The sequence below is a fragment of the Streptomyces inhibens genome (assembly GCF_022221585.1).
GTDB classification, from domain to species: Bacteria; Actinomycetota; Actinomycetes; order Streptomycetales; family Streptomycetaceae; genus Streptomyces; species Streptomyces inhibens.
Genome location: NZ_CP084681.1, coordinates 9,073,913 through 9,087,109 on the forward strand (window position 1 = coordinate 9,073,913; position 13,197 = coordinate 9,087,109).

General features: G+C 67.2%; 10 protein-coding genes and 2 pseudogenes. 7 read left to right on the forward strand and 5 right to left on the reverse strand.

Going from position 1 to position 13,197, the window contains the following annotated elements:
• Nucleotides 1-81: 81 nt before the first annotated feature.
• Nucleotides 82-636 (forward strand): hypothetical protein, encoded by a 555-nt coding sequence (locus KI385_RS40785; protein ID WP_238577037.1) that lies wholly within the window; start codon nucleotides 82-84, stop codon nucleotides 634-636.
• A 538-nt stretch (nucleotides 637-1,174) separates the two neighbouring features.
• Complete coding sequence (locus tag KI385_RS40790) at nucleotides 1,175-1,639, forward strand: nuclear transport factor 2 family protein (RefSeq protein ID WP_238578049.1); 465 nt, start codon at nucleotides 1,175-1,177, stop codon at nucleotides 1,637-1,639.
• A 9-nt stretch (nucleotides 1,640-1,648) separates the two neighbouring features.
• On the opposite strand, the pseudogene KI385_RS40795 reads toward KI385_RS40790, so the two are convergent.
• Nucleotides 1,649-2,527: pseudogene (locus tag KI385_RS40795) on the reverse strand (IS5 family transposase).
• Nucleotides 2,528-2,715: 188 nt separating this feature from the next.
• On the opposite strand from KI385_RS40795, the gene KI385_RS40800 reads away from it, so the two are divergent.
• Nucleotides 2,716-3,147, forward strand: a complete 432-nt coding sequence (locus KI385_RS40800; RefSeq protein ID WP_238577038.1) for a DUF5959 family protein — start codon at nucleotides 2,716-2,718, stop codon at nucleotides 3,145-3,147.
• A 622-nt stretch (nucleotides 3,148-3,769) separates the two neighbouring features.
• Here KI385_RS40800 and KI385_RS40805 read toward each other — a convergent pair.
• From KI385_RS40805 to KI385_RS40820, 4 genes and pseudogenes are all read right to left on the reverse strand, one after another.
• Nucleotides 3,770-4,245, reverse strand: a pseudogene (locus KI385_RS40805) (GNAT family N-acetyltransferase).
• Nucleotides 4,246-4,396: 151 nt separating this feature from the next.
• Nucleotides 4,397-5,344 carry a helix-turn-helix domain-containing protein gene (locus KI385_RS40810; protein ID WP_238577039.1) on the reverse strand — a complete coding sequence of 316 codons (948 nt, stop codon included), beginning with the start codon at nucleotides 5,342-5,344 and terminating at the stop codon, nucleotides 4,397-4,399.
• A 233-nt stretch (nucleotides 5,345-5,577) separates the two neighbouring features.
• Nucleotides 5,578-6,417 (reverse strand): alpha/beta fold hydrolase, encoded by an 840-nt coding sequence (locus tag KI385_RS40815; RefSeq protein ID WP_238577040.1) that lies wholly within the window; start codon nucleotides 6,415-6,417, stop codon nucleotides 5,578-5,580.
• On the reverse strand, nucleotides 6,414-6,845 hold the full coding sequence (locus KI385_RS40820) for a helix-turn-helix domain-containing protein (RefSeq protein ID WP_238577041.1): 432 nt from the start codon (nucleotides 6,843-6,845) through the stop codon (nucleotides 6,414-6,416). Before KI385_RS40820 ends, KI385_RS40815 begins: the two co-directional genes overlap by 4 nt.
• A gap of 615 nt (nucleotides 6,846-7,460) precedes the next feature.
• On the opposite strand from KI385_RS40820, the gene KI385_RS40825 reads away from it, so the two are divergent.
• The 4 genes from KI385_RS40825 to KI385_RS40840 all read left to right on the forward strand — a co-directional run bounded on the left by KI385_RS40825 (nucleotide 7,461) and on the right by KI385_RS40840 (nucleotide 13,004).
• Entirely contained in the window at nucleotides 7,461-7,847 is a 387-nt protein-coding gene (locus KI385_RS40825) for a hypothetical protein (RefSeq protein ID WP_238577042.1), read from the forward strand.
• Nucleotides 7,848-8,575: 728 nt separating this feature from the next.
• On the forward strand, nucleotides 8,576-9,859 hold the full coding sequence (locus tag KI385_RS40830) for a vanadium-dependent haloperoxidase (protein ID WP_238577043.1): 1,284 nt from the start codon (nucleotides 8,576-8,578) through the stop codon (nucleotides 9,857-9,859).
• A 1,155-nt stretch (nucleotides 9,860-11,014) separates the two neighbouring features.
• The gene (locus KI385_RS40835; protein WP_238577044.1) at nucleotides 11,015-12,274 is read left to right on the forward strand and encodes a PP2C family protein-serine/threonine phosphatase; all 1,260 of its coding nucleotides are present in this window, start codon (nucleotides 11,015-11,017) and stop codon (nucleotides 12,272-12,274) included.
• Nucleotides 12,275-12,329: 55 nt separating this feature from the next.
• The gene (locus KI385_RS40840) at nucleotides 12,330-13,004 is read left to right on the forward strand and encodes a formylglycine-generating enzyme family protein (RefSeq protein ID WP_238577045.1); all 675 of its coding nucleotides are present in this window, start codon (nucleotides 12,330-12,332) and stop codon (nucleotides 13,002-13,004) included.
• Nucleotides 13,005-13,197: the final 193 nt, after the last annotated feature.

Consider the following 13,197-nt stretch of genomic DNA (forward strand, 5'->3'; position numbering starts at 1 on the left):
CACTGTCGCGGCTGATCAGAAGACGGATATATCCATAGCCGGTGAAGGTATTTCCCCTTTTCCTTGTTCGAGGAATGGCAGTTGACCCCCTATTCTCTTGCGTTCTACATGAACGTCATCACCTCCGGAACGGTGCTCGGCGCGAAGCCGACAGATACTCCGGATCAGGTCACCAAAGCTCTTTGGCCGGACTTCGCCGAGAACTCTCTTGACGATTACAGCATGTGGCGCGATTACGGCATGGCAGAGTTCTCTTGGTCCCGAGAATCCGCTGACCGCCCGTGGACGGGCCACCACTTCACCCTCCAAGTGCATCGCCTTGCATATGGTGGAGGAAAGGTCGTCAATGAAACACTCCGGGCCCGGTACGGGCGGTTCGACCGAAGGCTGCGATTTGAGAAACTGCAGAGACTGCTGCAGAAACGTGGCACATCTTTGCTGGAAATTCCGGAACATCCGGTGCAGTCGCCGTACTACCGCACCTACTGGCAACCCGATTCGCTGGTTTCCGTCACTGTCATCGGCGCACACGGAAAGTACATCACGCCGGACAGCCTGCGGGTCGGAGATGTGTACAACATCAGCGCCCCGCTGACGCCCGAAGAAGTGGAGTGGCGCAAGTCCCGCCACCGGTAACGCCGGTCTACCCAAGGCAGGGTTCAAATACGCGGTGAAGCAGGAGCATGAACGTGGCGGAAGGTGTTCTTGTAAGGCTGTGATCAGGTTTGGCCGAGGGCCCGGTGGCGCCGTTCAATTACCCGATAGAAGGCGGATGCGGCGCCGGCGCCGGATGTGCGCGTACGTGATGGCGGCAGGGTTGAGCCTTGGGGCATCGGTCTCCGGCACCTGACCCAGCTGACGCAGGCACGGGACGCAGCCCGGGGCAGATGGCCGACCGGCTTGCCGGGGCCGGCGACGTCCCGCCAAGGTGGAGATCATTGCCTCAGAGGGCGTCGGCCGGGCCCGGCTGTCGGTGGACAAGCTCGGGCCGGTGGGCGAGCCGGAGTCGTCGACCTGGCTGGAGGAGACCACGGAGGCGGTGCCCCGGACCGACCTCGCGGATCTGCCTGTTCGAGGTGCGCTCCAGGGTCTGTTGGGAAAGTGCTTCCTGCGGCCCCAGGTCGACGTCTGGTTGCCGCCAGCGTGGTCCATCTCGGTTGATCACACTGGCGGCATGACAGCTTCATTCGAGACGGACTCGGTAACCGCCGTCCTCACTGGTATGTACGCGGCCGAGGCGGAGTACCTGGCGGCAGGAGGCCCGGGGGCGGCTTCGTTCGATTTGCTTGCTCCGTTCTTCGCGCCTGATGTCGTGCTGCATCAAGCTGATGCTCTGCCCTACGGGGGAACCTGGCGTGGGCATCTGGGCATGGAACGGTTCTTCCTCGAGATGGGCCAGGTATGGGAGTCGTTCGACATGGCGGAGCAGACATTCCTCGCCGTTGGCGAGACCACGGTCGTTCTCACTCAGGTCCGAGCTCGCGCTCGCGCCACTGGCCGGGAACTCGCCTTCTCGATCCTGCAGACGATCAAGGTCAAGGACGGTTGGATCACCGAGGTTCGCCCCTTCTACTGGGACACAGAGGCAGTCGCCAATGCCTGCGCATCACCGGCATTGACTGACCGACACCGTCTGTGAGCAGGCTGCTCACAGCGACTCGTTGAGAACCGCGACCAACACCGTCGCCTCATATCGGACTGCGAGCTTGTTGTATCTCGTGGCCACCGCAACGGTGGCGCTTGAGACGATTGACCCCGCACTCAACCGCGTGGCGTTCGCGATGGTCGGCCTTGTCCAACTTCGGCGGCCGGCCTCCGCGAGAGCCGAGCTGCTGCCGGTGGCGGACCCGGTCCGCCGGGACCGGAATCGTCGCTCTGACCCCGCGTCGGCGCAGGTACGCACGGTTCTCGCGGGAGTCGTACGCCTTGTCGGCCCGAACCCGCTCCGGACGCCTGCGCGGTCGCCCGAGGCCGAGCCGGGGCACCCGGAGTGCTTCCAGGACCGGCTCGAACTGCGGAGCGTCGCCTCGTTGTCCGGCCGTGATCACGATGGCCAGGGGCTTCTGTCCCTGCTCGACGGCAAGGTGGATCTAATAGGTCAGCAGTGAGCCCGAGCACGGGATTGCAAGGGCTCATTGGTGAGGTGGAAGTCTTGCTGGCCAGTCCGCCGCGGGAACGTCCGAGCCGTGGTCAGCCAGCTCCATGCCGATCCCGCCGGGCAGTTCCTTCTGGAGATCCCCTTTTGCCGCCCCCGATGGTGGGCCCGGCAGACCGTGGAGTCTACGTTCACATCCCAGGTGATCAGGCCTTTCGCGTCCGCCTCGGCCTGGGGTTGAGTGACGATCCATGCCCAGGTACCGTCCCGCTGCCAGCGCCGGAACAAGTCGTAGACACGGTCCTACAGCCCATACCGTTCCGGCACATCACGCCACGGTGCACCAGTCCGGGTCCGCCACCGTATGCCGTCTATCAACGGCCGCCGAGCCCACACCGGTGGACGGCCCGGCTTGATGCCCAGTGGCAGCAACGGCTCAAGCCGCGCCCACTGGCCGTTCGTCTTTGATCTCCACGCCCCACGTCACCTGACCATTCACGGCCAAGATCCCTTTTCACAACAGACCTAGGCCCTCTCTGACAAGCCGCCGGACTGAGCGGAGGCGGTCCCTGGGGGTGAGATAAATTGCCGACTCACACTTCTAAGGGGCGGGAGTCGACGTGGAAGAGGGCCCGATCGACCTGGTTCGTCTGGTCGGCAGCGGCAACAGCGTGACTGTCCGGGTGACGGGCCGCGATGCCGTGGGAGACCCGCAGGTGCTGGTGGGCTATTTCATCGTGGACACCAAGTTCCTCAAGGGGACCCAGCGGACCTGGATCTTCCCTCAGGATCTCGCGGCGTGGGAGGCGGTCCTGGACTCGCTCACCCGAGGTGAGAACGCCTCTTGGAGGAAGGACAAGCGGGCAACCGAGTTGCACGTTGAACTTGCTGCGCCGGACTTGCACCCAGGACAGGTCCGAGTCTCTGTTGCGGACCGTGAGGGGTCCAGGACGACTGCGCGGGTCCTGCTTGAGCCGGCCGACGGTTGGATCGAGGACCATCGTGCCCGACTGGACAGGGTTCGGCAGGCGTGGCCGCAGCCGCTCGCCTGAGGAAGGCCTCCCGACTTCCTACCGGTGATCACACGGAGGTATCGCGCAGCCACAGGACGAGGGCGGCGAGCTGTACGCCCGCCCGGTAGCGAGCGGCGGTCTTGTCGAACCGGGTGGCGACGGTGCAGAAGCAGATGGGCCACGGATCTGAGCAGGTTGAACTACGTGCGGGAGTAGAAGTCGCAGCCCTCGCAGCCCTCGGAGACCTGGTCCAACAGCGCCATCTCCGCCACCAGTTCCGGGCGGCGGTAGGCGAGCGACCGGACGAGGGGGCCGCCCAGGCTGTGACCGACCAGGACGCACGGACCCCGGCATCGGCACGGCGCGCGTCGACGAGATCCTCCAGGTCGTCCACCAGCCGCTCCAGAGTTCCCGGCGCCGTGTCCGGCTCGCCGCCGCCCGTAGCCCGTGCGGTCGTACACGACGGTTGCCGAGAATTCCGCGACACGCTGATGCTGCACCCGGCCCCTACGACGACCGCGAGCCGTTTCCGCCGGCCACGAACACCACGAGCGGGCCGCCGCCCGCCGTCACAGGATGGAGCCGACTTGCCGTCCCGGGTCACCACGTATCCCGACTCACCGAAGGCACTTGGACTTGCTCCCCCATGCTTTGTCCACCTTCAACTTGTCGAATTCTCGACCCTGTGCGGCAGCGTGCTCACCCGAGCCGGCGTCGCCCAGTCCTCCTGGAGGCTTCCGGCATCTGCGCGCCGTATGGGCAGATGGCCATCAAGGGGGTAGGCGGGCGGTGCGGCAGGCAAGGTCCTGTTGAACTCGTAGTGGCTCTTTTGAGCAACGCGGCACGAGGCGACACCCCTTCCGCGTGCGTGCGCCATTGTCCAGTAGCCGACTTCGGCGAACGGTTCGCCGAATGCGACGTCCTTGAGAACCACGTTGCCCACCAATCGTTGGGATGCTGGATCGGTACGCTCAAGGACGGCAATGCCGAACCGGTAACCCGGTCTCCTGCTTCCCAGCCTCGCTGCTGGGTCCGTATCCACTGCACCCCAACGGCGTTGCTGTCCGGCGGGGAGCTGGTCAAGCGGCGCAGCACGGGATCCCGATACGCCTCAACCAGTGCGCCAACGTCCTGCACATGCCATGGGCGAAGAACAAGCGCGGGCGCGGTCGGGGTCGGCGTTGCGGCCGCCTCGAGTATCACGGGGGTGTTCACCGGTTGGCCATATGTGGCAGCGTGCTCGCCTGAGCCGGCCATGCCCGTCGCCGTCATCTCGCCACCGCTCCCGTCACCGCTGTACGCGTATGCGTATACGCAGAGCCTGGACGGACCAGTCGAGCACCGGCGCCAGACTCTCTGGAGCATGCCAGCCGTTGATCACCGCGAGCAGCCGGAAGTACCGCTCTCTGCGAGGGTCGTTCATGCTCTTCAGTCGGCTCAACAGTCGAGAACGGAGCTCCGCGTCATCCGGTTGGTCGAGAAGACGCGCGTAGTGGACCGTCAGCGTCGAGACGATCGCGTCGGCCTGGGACGAGGCCGGCTGGATGCCTGACGCCAGGGCTGGGGCGACCTGTTCACCTACGGTTGCCGCGAGGTCGCGGTGAAGTCCGTTGGCGTCGCGGGTGCGTTCGGCCGCCTGGGCCTCCGCCATACCCCGAACGAGGCGACGAAAATCCGGATCCTGAGTCAGTTCGGCGAGTTCGACCCATGCTTGGACCTGCTCGGTCCCGGGGTTGTACGGCAGCTCCGGAGTCATAGTGCGCGCGATGCCGGCGAAGGCCGGGTCGGCGCTCAGTCGGCCGAAGGCAGCATCGAGGAAGTCACCGACCAGACACTGGCGCTCGGTTTCGGAGAGCCGGGCAAGCTTGTGCATGAGACTCATCTCCTCGGGTGTGCACCCTCGCTTCGCCACAGCTGTCAGTACTGCGCGCCGCAGGCGGAGAATGCGGATCTGCACGTCCAGAGCCTCGGAATGAGCCTCGGCCACATCGTGCAGCGGAAGCTCCCGGTTGATGACCTTCCGGATGGTGGGAAGATCCAGCCCCAGGTCGCGCAGGGTCCGCACGAAGTCCAGGCGCGCGACGGCGTCCTTTCCGTAGCGGCGGTAGCCGGCCGGACTGCGGTCGATGGGCGCCACGATTCCGCAATCGGAGTAGAAACGGATCGTCTTGACCGTGACGCCAGTACGCCGAGCCAGGTCGCCGATCGAGTAGAGGGTGTCGGTGTCGCCGTCCATGCGCCTACCTTGATGCCTCCCCCTACTGGAGACTCAAGCCCGCCGCCGCCGGGCTTCTCACAAGCGGGCCATTCCCGGAGCAACGTCACTTGGCGGCCGCCGTCGCCGGACTCACCGCTCTGCTCACACCCGGCGACACCCAACGCGGAGCGTCAGAGCAACGCCCTGACCAGCCCATTGCACCTTTCCGGCGTATCTTGTCCGCCCCACCACGGACGAACCGCAACGACGGGTCAGCCGAGCAGGAACGCCAGGACGGAATCGGTCTGACCGACGATCGCATGTCCCACCTCCGGCAGGAGGTTCACGGTTGCCTGCGGGACGCACTGGCGCACGCGCCGGGCGGTGTCCTCGGAGTCGAACATGGCATCGCGGCCACCGACTGTCACCAGCACAGGAACGGTCAGGCGGCGCAGCGCGTCGTCGGAGAAGACGGGCAGCCGCTCCGTACGCGGCTTGAACTGCGTGAAGGTCAGCACCAGATGATCGAGGATGCGCTGGGCCTGCGGCGTATCCAGGCCCGCAACCTTTCGTGCCGACCGCCGCATCCCCCAACGTCCGAACGGGCGCAGAAGGAGGGCCTTGACCAGCCAGCCCACCTTCTGCCTCCCCAGGCCTCCGGGGCACAGGAGGGCCAGCCGGGTCACCCGCTCGGGCCGACGGGTGGCGTAGTCCAGCGCCAGCCAGCCGCCGAGGGAGATCCCGACGATCGAGGCGCTCGTGATCCCAAGACCCTCCAGCACATCGTCCAGCCACAGTGCGTAGGCGTCGGAGGCCAAGGGCGGGCGGGACGGCGCACTCAAGCCGGGCTCGCCGATGAGGTCGACCGCGTAGGTACGGAAATGCCGCGCCCAGGAGGTGATGTCGTCCCGCCACATCGTCGCGTTCGCCCCTGAGCCGTGCAGCAGCAGCACGGGCGGCGCGTCCTCCGGGCCGGAGACGACGATGAAGGTCTCGCCCTCGCGGGTCGGCACCCGCATACGCTCGGCGGGGACCGGCCAGGTGCGCAGCTCCTCCCGGTAACGCCGCTGGATCTCGCTTGCACCGGCTTCGGACTTGTAGATCGTGCTCATGATGCGAGTACCCCCTCCATGTAGTCGAACAGCCGGGCAGTGTCGCCCAGGCCGCCCAGGACAATGATCTTCATCCGGGCCCTCTCCTTGTCGTAGGCCGTCTCGATCCGCAGTGGCCCGCCGCCCCGGCGATGGTTCGCTGCCGAGCTCATCAGGAGGGTGGTCAGGCGGTCGGCCGTCTCGGCGCTGACCGCGTCGATCTCCACGATGCTCGACACCTCGGTGTGCCGTTGCCTCCCGGCCGTGTCGCTCAGGGGAGCGGGCATCGGACGGCCGGTGAACACTTCCAGATCCTCGTGCGCGATCCGGTACTGCTTGCCGATGCGGACCGCGGTGAGCCGCCCGTCCCGCACGTAGTTGCGGATGGTGCGTACATGCAGGCCCAGGCGTTCGGCGACTTGTTCCACCGAGTAGAGGCGATCGTTCATGAAAGTACTCTAAATTCCCCTACTGAAGGACGCAATGAGGAAGTTGAAGGAAAGTAGAGAGTCCTGGTGGCGCCAGCCGATAAGTGACGGAGTGACAGGCATCGAACTTCTTGGCGCGGGTGACGATGTGTCCTTCCTCGATCCGATCCGATCCGTACGGCGGTCTTCGTGACGTGACGTGACGTGACGTGACGTGACGTGGCGCGGTCGGTGGATGGCGAGATGAACGCCGCAGTTGTCCCGCATCCCTGGAAAGGCGCGTGACCAGGCGCCACGTTCCGGTCTCAGCTGAATTTGCTCAGAGAGGACCCGGTCGACTGGTTTTACCGCTACTGCTGCTCAGCGGCCCCCTGTAGGAGTGCGCGCCCCGAGTTCGCGTCACGCATGGCGGCCTTCTCGTCGAGTCCGAACACCTCAGCCAGGGGGAGTGGGGCAAGTCCTCGGGCTACTGCTTCTTCGCGCCGGGGTTGACTCGGAGCCGTTCCGGTCGTCGCTTCCTGTCCGCGAAGGGCCGTGCTGATCCAGTGGTTGCCGGCCCGCCCGTTCGGCATCGCGGTCTGATTGTTGATCAGCAGATGCAGGTTCGCTGAGGTCGAACACGTTCGCCCTGGTCAGGTGGCGGTTGTCGAGATCAACGTCGTCGAGCATGAGGGTGCCGATCTGGGCGACCCGGACGGCGTGCACTGCGGCAAGCGCAAGGATGGGCCGTGCGGCTGGCGTGGTGACGGCGGCAACAGCGTGGTCGATGTGTTCGGGCACCAGTGGTCGCGGAACGCCGTGCTCGTAACGTCCGGCCTTGATGCGGCTGGTCGGGCTGCGGAAGATCAGGCCGTTGCGCTTGGCCCAGGCGAACGGCCGCCGCAGAGGAACGAGTTGGTCTCGGCGGTGATGGCCGTCGCGCGTCTTGAGGTAAGTGAGAGCGTCTTCGCGGGTTGTTTCCCGAAGACGGGCGCGTACTGGTTCGACCAGCCGACAAGCGCTGGATGGACTCGGTTGAGGTAGAGCCGGCGGTGCCCTGTCTGCGGGGCAGGCGTCGGCCGGGGGCCGCCATGGTCCAGAACACCCGTCCACCATTCGGCTTCTGCGCGAATCCCGGTGGGAAAGTCCTCCAGGCGCTCGCCACGGCTGAGGAGAACTCGCGGGATGTCGCACAGTCCACGCCGTGGCGGTGTGCGTGCACGACGGCGAGCAGTGCCGGATCCGGATCCGTGTCCTGGGCGAGCGGCATCCGGTTTCGCCCGTCGGCGGCGCATATCCATCGCCAACAGCCCAGCTTCAAAACGTCATCACCGCACACCGCACACCGCACACCGCACCGCACCACACTGCACGGCACCGCTCCGCAGCCGACAGCAGCAACTCTCCAACATTCGGGCCGGCAGTGACAGTCACCTGCTCATACGATGGCACCGAACCTCGGATCCACCCCGCCGCCCGGCACACAGAGGCCATTCGGTCGGCGCCCCAACGCCGGCCGGCGCAGCCCCGGCACCCAGCCCCTAAGTCCCCAGCCCCGCCCACGCCCGGTCCAGACGCCTTTCTGTTCGCATCGGTGCCATTGCAGAAGAGCGGCCACGAAAGGCGCGCGCGCCGGCGCACGCGCCATCCGCCGGCGATCGGCGTGACCGTTCACCCGTTTGGCCGTTAAGTCGGTTATGGCTACTTCTCGTTCGAGCAGACGGACAGCCATCGGCGCTGTCGCATCACTCTTACTCCTCGCCATCACGGCCGTGGCCGGCCCCGCAGCCACCGCCGACAGCCACCCGCCGCCTTCAGCGGACCCCGCGGCGATCCGCGACTGGAACGTCATCGCCACGGACACCATCAGCGCCAATCTCAGCCCCACCCGCCCCTCCGGGCAGGTGGTCATGTGGCACGGGTTCGTCTCGGCCGCCGTCTACAACGCCGTGGTCGGCATCAAGGGCCACTACGCCCCGTACAAGTGGCAGGCGCGCGGGCCCTCCACCGCATCGCCCGAGGCGGCAGCCGTGGCCGCCGCACACCGCGTACTGCTCACCTACTTCCCCGCCTCCCAGGCCCCGCTCGACGCCGCGTACGCCGATTCCCTCGCCAAGATCCCCGACGGCAACGCGAAGAGGCAGGGCGTGGCCTTTGGGGAGCGCGCCGCCGAGCACCTCATCGAGCTGCGCGAAGGCGACGGCCGCTTCGCACCGGTGGAGTTCACCGCTGCGCCCGCGCCCGGCGTCTGGCGGCCCACCCCGCCCGCCCACCTGCCCTTCATCGATACCTGGCTCGGCAGACTGCGCCCCCTGCTGCTCACCTCCCCGGCCCAGTTCCGTCCCGGCGGGCCGCCCGCCCTGTCCTCGGCCCGCTACGCCCAGGACGTGAACGAGGTAAAGGTCATGGGGGCGAAGACCGGCTCGCCCCGCACCGCGCACCAGACCGAAACCGCCCTGTTCTTCGGCGGCAATCTGGCCGTGCAGCTCCAAACGGCCTTCCGGGACTACACCGCCCGGCACCACCTCGACATCGCCGACACGGCACGGATGTTCGCTGCGGCGAACGCGTCGGCCACCGACGCCGTCATCACCGCATGGGACGCCAAACTCCACTACGGATTCTGGCGGCCGATCACCGCCATCCATCTGGCCGACACCGACGACAACCCCGCAACCGAAGCCGACCCGCAGTGGCAGCCACTGCTCATCACGCCACCGCACCCCGACTACATCAGCGGCCACGCCGCGGTCGCCGGCGCGGTCACCCAGACCCTGACCGGGATCCTCGGCACCACACACCTCGACCTCAACATCCCCTCCGAAATCACGGCCACCACACGGCACTACGAATACGCCGACCAGTTCAACGAGGACATGATCAACGCCCGCGTCTGGGCCGGAATCCACTTCCGCACGGCGGACATCGTCGGATGCCAGGCAGGCAACCGCATCGGCGGCTGGACGCTCACCCACTACTTCCAACCCCTCCGCCCGACACACCCGCAAGCTTCACCGCCGGCCCAGCAGACATGCCCGCACGACAGCGCGAGCTGACCACGCCCGCACCGCTCGCCGCTCGCCGATCACCGAACGCACGGACCGCGGCCAGGAGGAGCCGTACGCGCCCGCAGGTCGGCGAGCTGAGCAAGATGCCGTACCGGCTGACGTACTTAAAGGGGAACGGAGCACGCCCAGGATCGCCCGGTACCCGGTACCCGGCACCCGGCACCCGGAAGACGGGGGTGACGCCGGCGCTCAGCAGTCCTGTCAACAGCGCCGGTCAGTGTGACTGTGACTGCCTGTCATACGCAGGATCACGACCTGCGCTCGCAGGGAGGGACCGACGTCATGAGCGACGGCTGGTCTTGGCTGTGGAGTACGAGGACTCGACGGGCAGTGCGCGGCTGTCGGCCGACATCTCACGCGCCGGTATGGAAGCGGTCGTTTTGGCCCCGTAGTCGACCGGTAGCCCCAACACCCGTCGAAGCGGTTCCTATGCCAGGACGCTGAGCAGCCCGGATGGCCCGTGGGAATTCGCCTTGTCAGCCGGGACCCGGTCGGTCGGCGTCGTCGCCTGCTCGTCCCGGCTCGGGGCACGAGGATGACGTCCAGCATGTCTGGAACATCGTGCAGTCGTTGACGTTCCCCGGCGCGAGGGCGATCGACAGCGGCAGGCCGCGTCGGGAGACGGCCAGGTGGACTTCTATGGGTGGGCTCCGGTGATCCTGCCCACCACGTCATCGCGGACCTGCACGTGCCCGAGCCGTCTGAGCCACGTGGCACGTGCCACCTGCCACGGGAATGCTCCCGCTGGGTGCGAGCGCGAGGCCAACCAGCCCCTTCTCAGCAGCGAGACCCAGTGCCACCCAAATCGCTCACAACCGCCAACTCAAGCTACTCATCCGGCGCAAGTGGCCAGTCACATCAGGCTGCGTGGCCGTCCTTGACCGCCAGCTCACGGCGACTCCGCAGCTGACACCGCATGCCACACGCACACCCGCCGCTCGAGCAACTCGTCAGCGCCGTGATCTTCACTCACTCGGGCTTCCAGCCGTACCGGCCATGGGTCATAGGCCATGGGTCATGGGTCATGCCTAACCACCCCAGACCGATCCAGGTCCACCCTCCACAATGCGGCGGTGTCGCGGCAGGCGCAGGCGCCAGACGCCTCGTAGATTGGATCGGGCGGGCGGGCCGTGAGCGGCAGGGATGGGCAGGGAGCGCGTGAGGAGACCGGATCTCGATCATGCGGCGCTGTTCGCCGCGACGCCGAGTGCATGCCTGGTGCTCGATCCGGACCTGGTGATCGTGGACGTCAACCGGGCCTACCTCCAGGCAACCGGACGGACTCGGGACGATCTGATCGGGCAGTACGTCTTCCACGCCTTCCCGGACAATCCCGCGGACTCCGACGCCGAAGGGGTGCAGAACCTCCACTCCTCGCTGCGCAGGGTTCTGGCTTCCCGGGAGCCCGACACGATGGCGGTCCAGAGGTACGACATCCCCGTCGCCGGCCGGCCGGGGGTGTTCGAGGAGCGCTGGTGGTCCACGATCAACACCCCTGTCCTCGGGCCGGACGGCACGGTCGCGTGGATCATCCACCGGGTGGAGGACGTGACCGCGTTCGTCCACTCCCGCCGGGCCCGTCAGATGCCGGGCGGGCATCTGAGCGAGCGGGAGGAGGCGATGGAGGCCGAGTTGTATGTCCGGGCACGCGCGCTGCAACACCTCAACGAGGAGCTGCGCCGCGCCCACGCCCGCGAGCGCCAGGTCGCCGTCACCCTGCAGGAGGCCATGCTCCACTCGCCCGACCTTGCCCGGCACCGCGACATCGCTGTGCGCTACCTCCCCGCCATCGGCTCACTGAATGTCTGCGGCGACTGGTACGACGTCGTCGACCTCCCGGGGGACACCTTCGCCGTCTCCGTCGGCGATGTCGTCGGCCACGGACTGGAAGCCGCCGCCGTCATGGGCATGCTCCGCAGCGCCCTCAGTGCCGCCGCCCGCTCCGTCGACGGCCCCGCCCAGGCACTGACAGTGCTGGGCCTGTACGCCCATTCCGTCGACAAAGCCCTGGCCACCACCGCCGTCCAAGTGCTGATGGACACCGCCGGTCGCCAGGTCATCTACAGCAGCGCCGGTCACCCACCGCCCGTCCTGCTGCACGCCGACGGCACCCACCAACTCCTGGACCGAGCCACCGACCCGCCCTTGGGCGCCCGCCCCGAACATGTGCCCCGCCCCCAGGCCCACCTTCCGTACACACCTGGCGACACCCTCGTCCTCTATACCGACGGGCTCATCGAACGCCGTGACGAAGACATCGACGCAAGTGTGGCCCGCCTCGCCGACGCCCTTTCCCACTGCAGCAAGTTGAGTCCGGAACGCCTCGCCGATGCACTGCTGGCACGCCTCGGCGTCAGCGCCGGCGCCCGCGATGACATCGCCCTCGTCATCGTCCGGCTGTAACGCCCGTACGACTTCGGGATCTTGAGAGACAGGCGGTTGGTAAGATCACCTGTCCATGGACGCGAGCGCACGACACGAGATGATTGCCGTCCCACCGGGGCAGGTGACGCTGTCGGACCGGCGAACGCAGCGCAGCTGGTCGGTCGAGCTTGCGCCTTACCAGCTCGCGGCGTTCCCGATCACCCAGGCACGGTACGCACAGGTCACCGGCCGGCGGCCGAGCGCCGCCCAAGGCGACCACTTGCCCGTCGAGGGCGTTTCGTGGCTGGACGCCGTCCGGTTCTGCAACGCCCTGTCCCAGCAGGACGGGTTGGCGCCCGCGTACCGCCTCCACGCCGACGTCGAGGGTATCGAGCGGGACGCATCCGCTGACGGGTACCGGCTACCGACCGAGGCCGAGTGGGAGCACGCATGTCGTGCCGGTACGGCCGGCGCGCGGTACGGGCAGCTCGACGACATCGCTTGGCATCGCGGCAACTCGCACGAGCGGATTCATGACGTGGGCGGCAAGCAGCCCAACGCATGGGGCCTGTACGACATGCTGGGCAATGTCTGGGAGTGGTGCTGGGACATCTACGATGCCGAGGTCTACGGCACCTATCGGGTGCTGCGTGGCGGTGGCTGGTTCGACGAGCCCTGGAGCTGCCGGGCCTCGGTGCGGCGCCGCAGCCACCCGACCTTCCAGATCGACGACGTGGGATTCCGCATCGCGCGTTCCGTCGTGCGCTGATGGGTGGGCTGGCTCTCCGTGACGAGGGTCGCTTCCCGTTCGCCAGCGCTTCCAGGTCGGCCGGCACCTCACCGTGCTGCAGTGTGCGGAGGGCGTACGGGCCCCTCGCCACAGTGCTCTGACCCTGACCCTGCCCTGCCCTGCCCCTGACACTGACCGGACCAACTCGGCCAACGACCCCGGCCGGAACACT

Bases quoted from the DNA above. Each gene is read 5' to 3' on its own strand.
- KI385_RS40835 (WP_238577044.1), top strand. From the start codon at position 11,015: ATGGGCAGGGAGCGCGTGAGGAGACCGGATCTCGATCATGCGGCGCTG.
- KI385_RS40790 (WP_238578049.1), top strand. From the start codon at position 1,175: ATGACAGCTTCATTCGAGACGGACTCGGTAACCGCCGTCCTCACTGGT.
- KI385_RS40840 (WP_238577045.1), top strand. From the start codon at position 12,330: ATGGACGCGAGCGCACGACACGAGATGATTGCCGTCCCACCGGGGCAG.
- KI385_RS40820 (WP_238577041.1), bottom strand. From the start codon at position 6,845: ATGAACGATCGCCTCTACTCGGTGGAACAAGTCGCCGAACGCCTGGGC.
- KI385_RS40810 (WP_238577039.1), bottom strand. From the start codon at position 5,344: ATGGACGGCGACACCGACACCCTCTACTCGATCGGCGACCTGGCTCGG.
- KI385_RS40815 (WP_238577040.1), bottom strand. From the start codon at position 6,417: ATGAGCACGATCTACAAGTCCGAAGCCGGTGCAAGCGAGATCCAGCGG.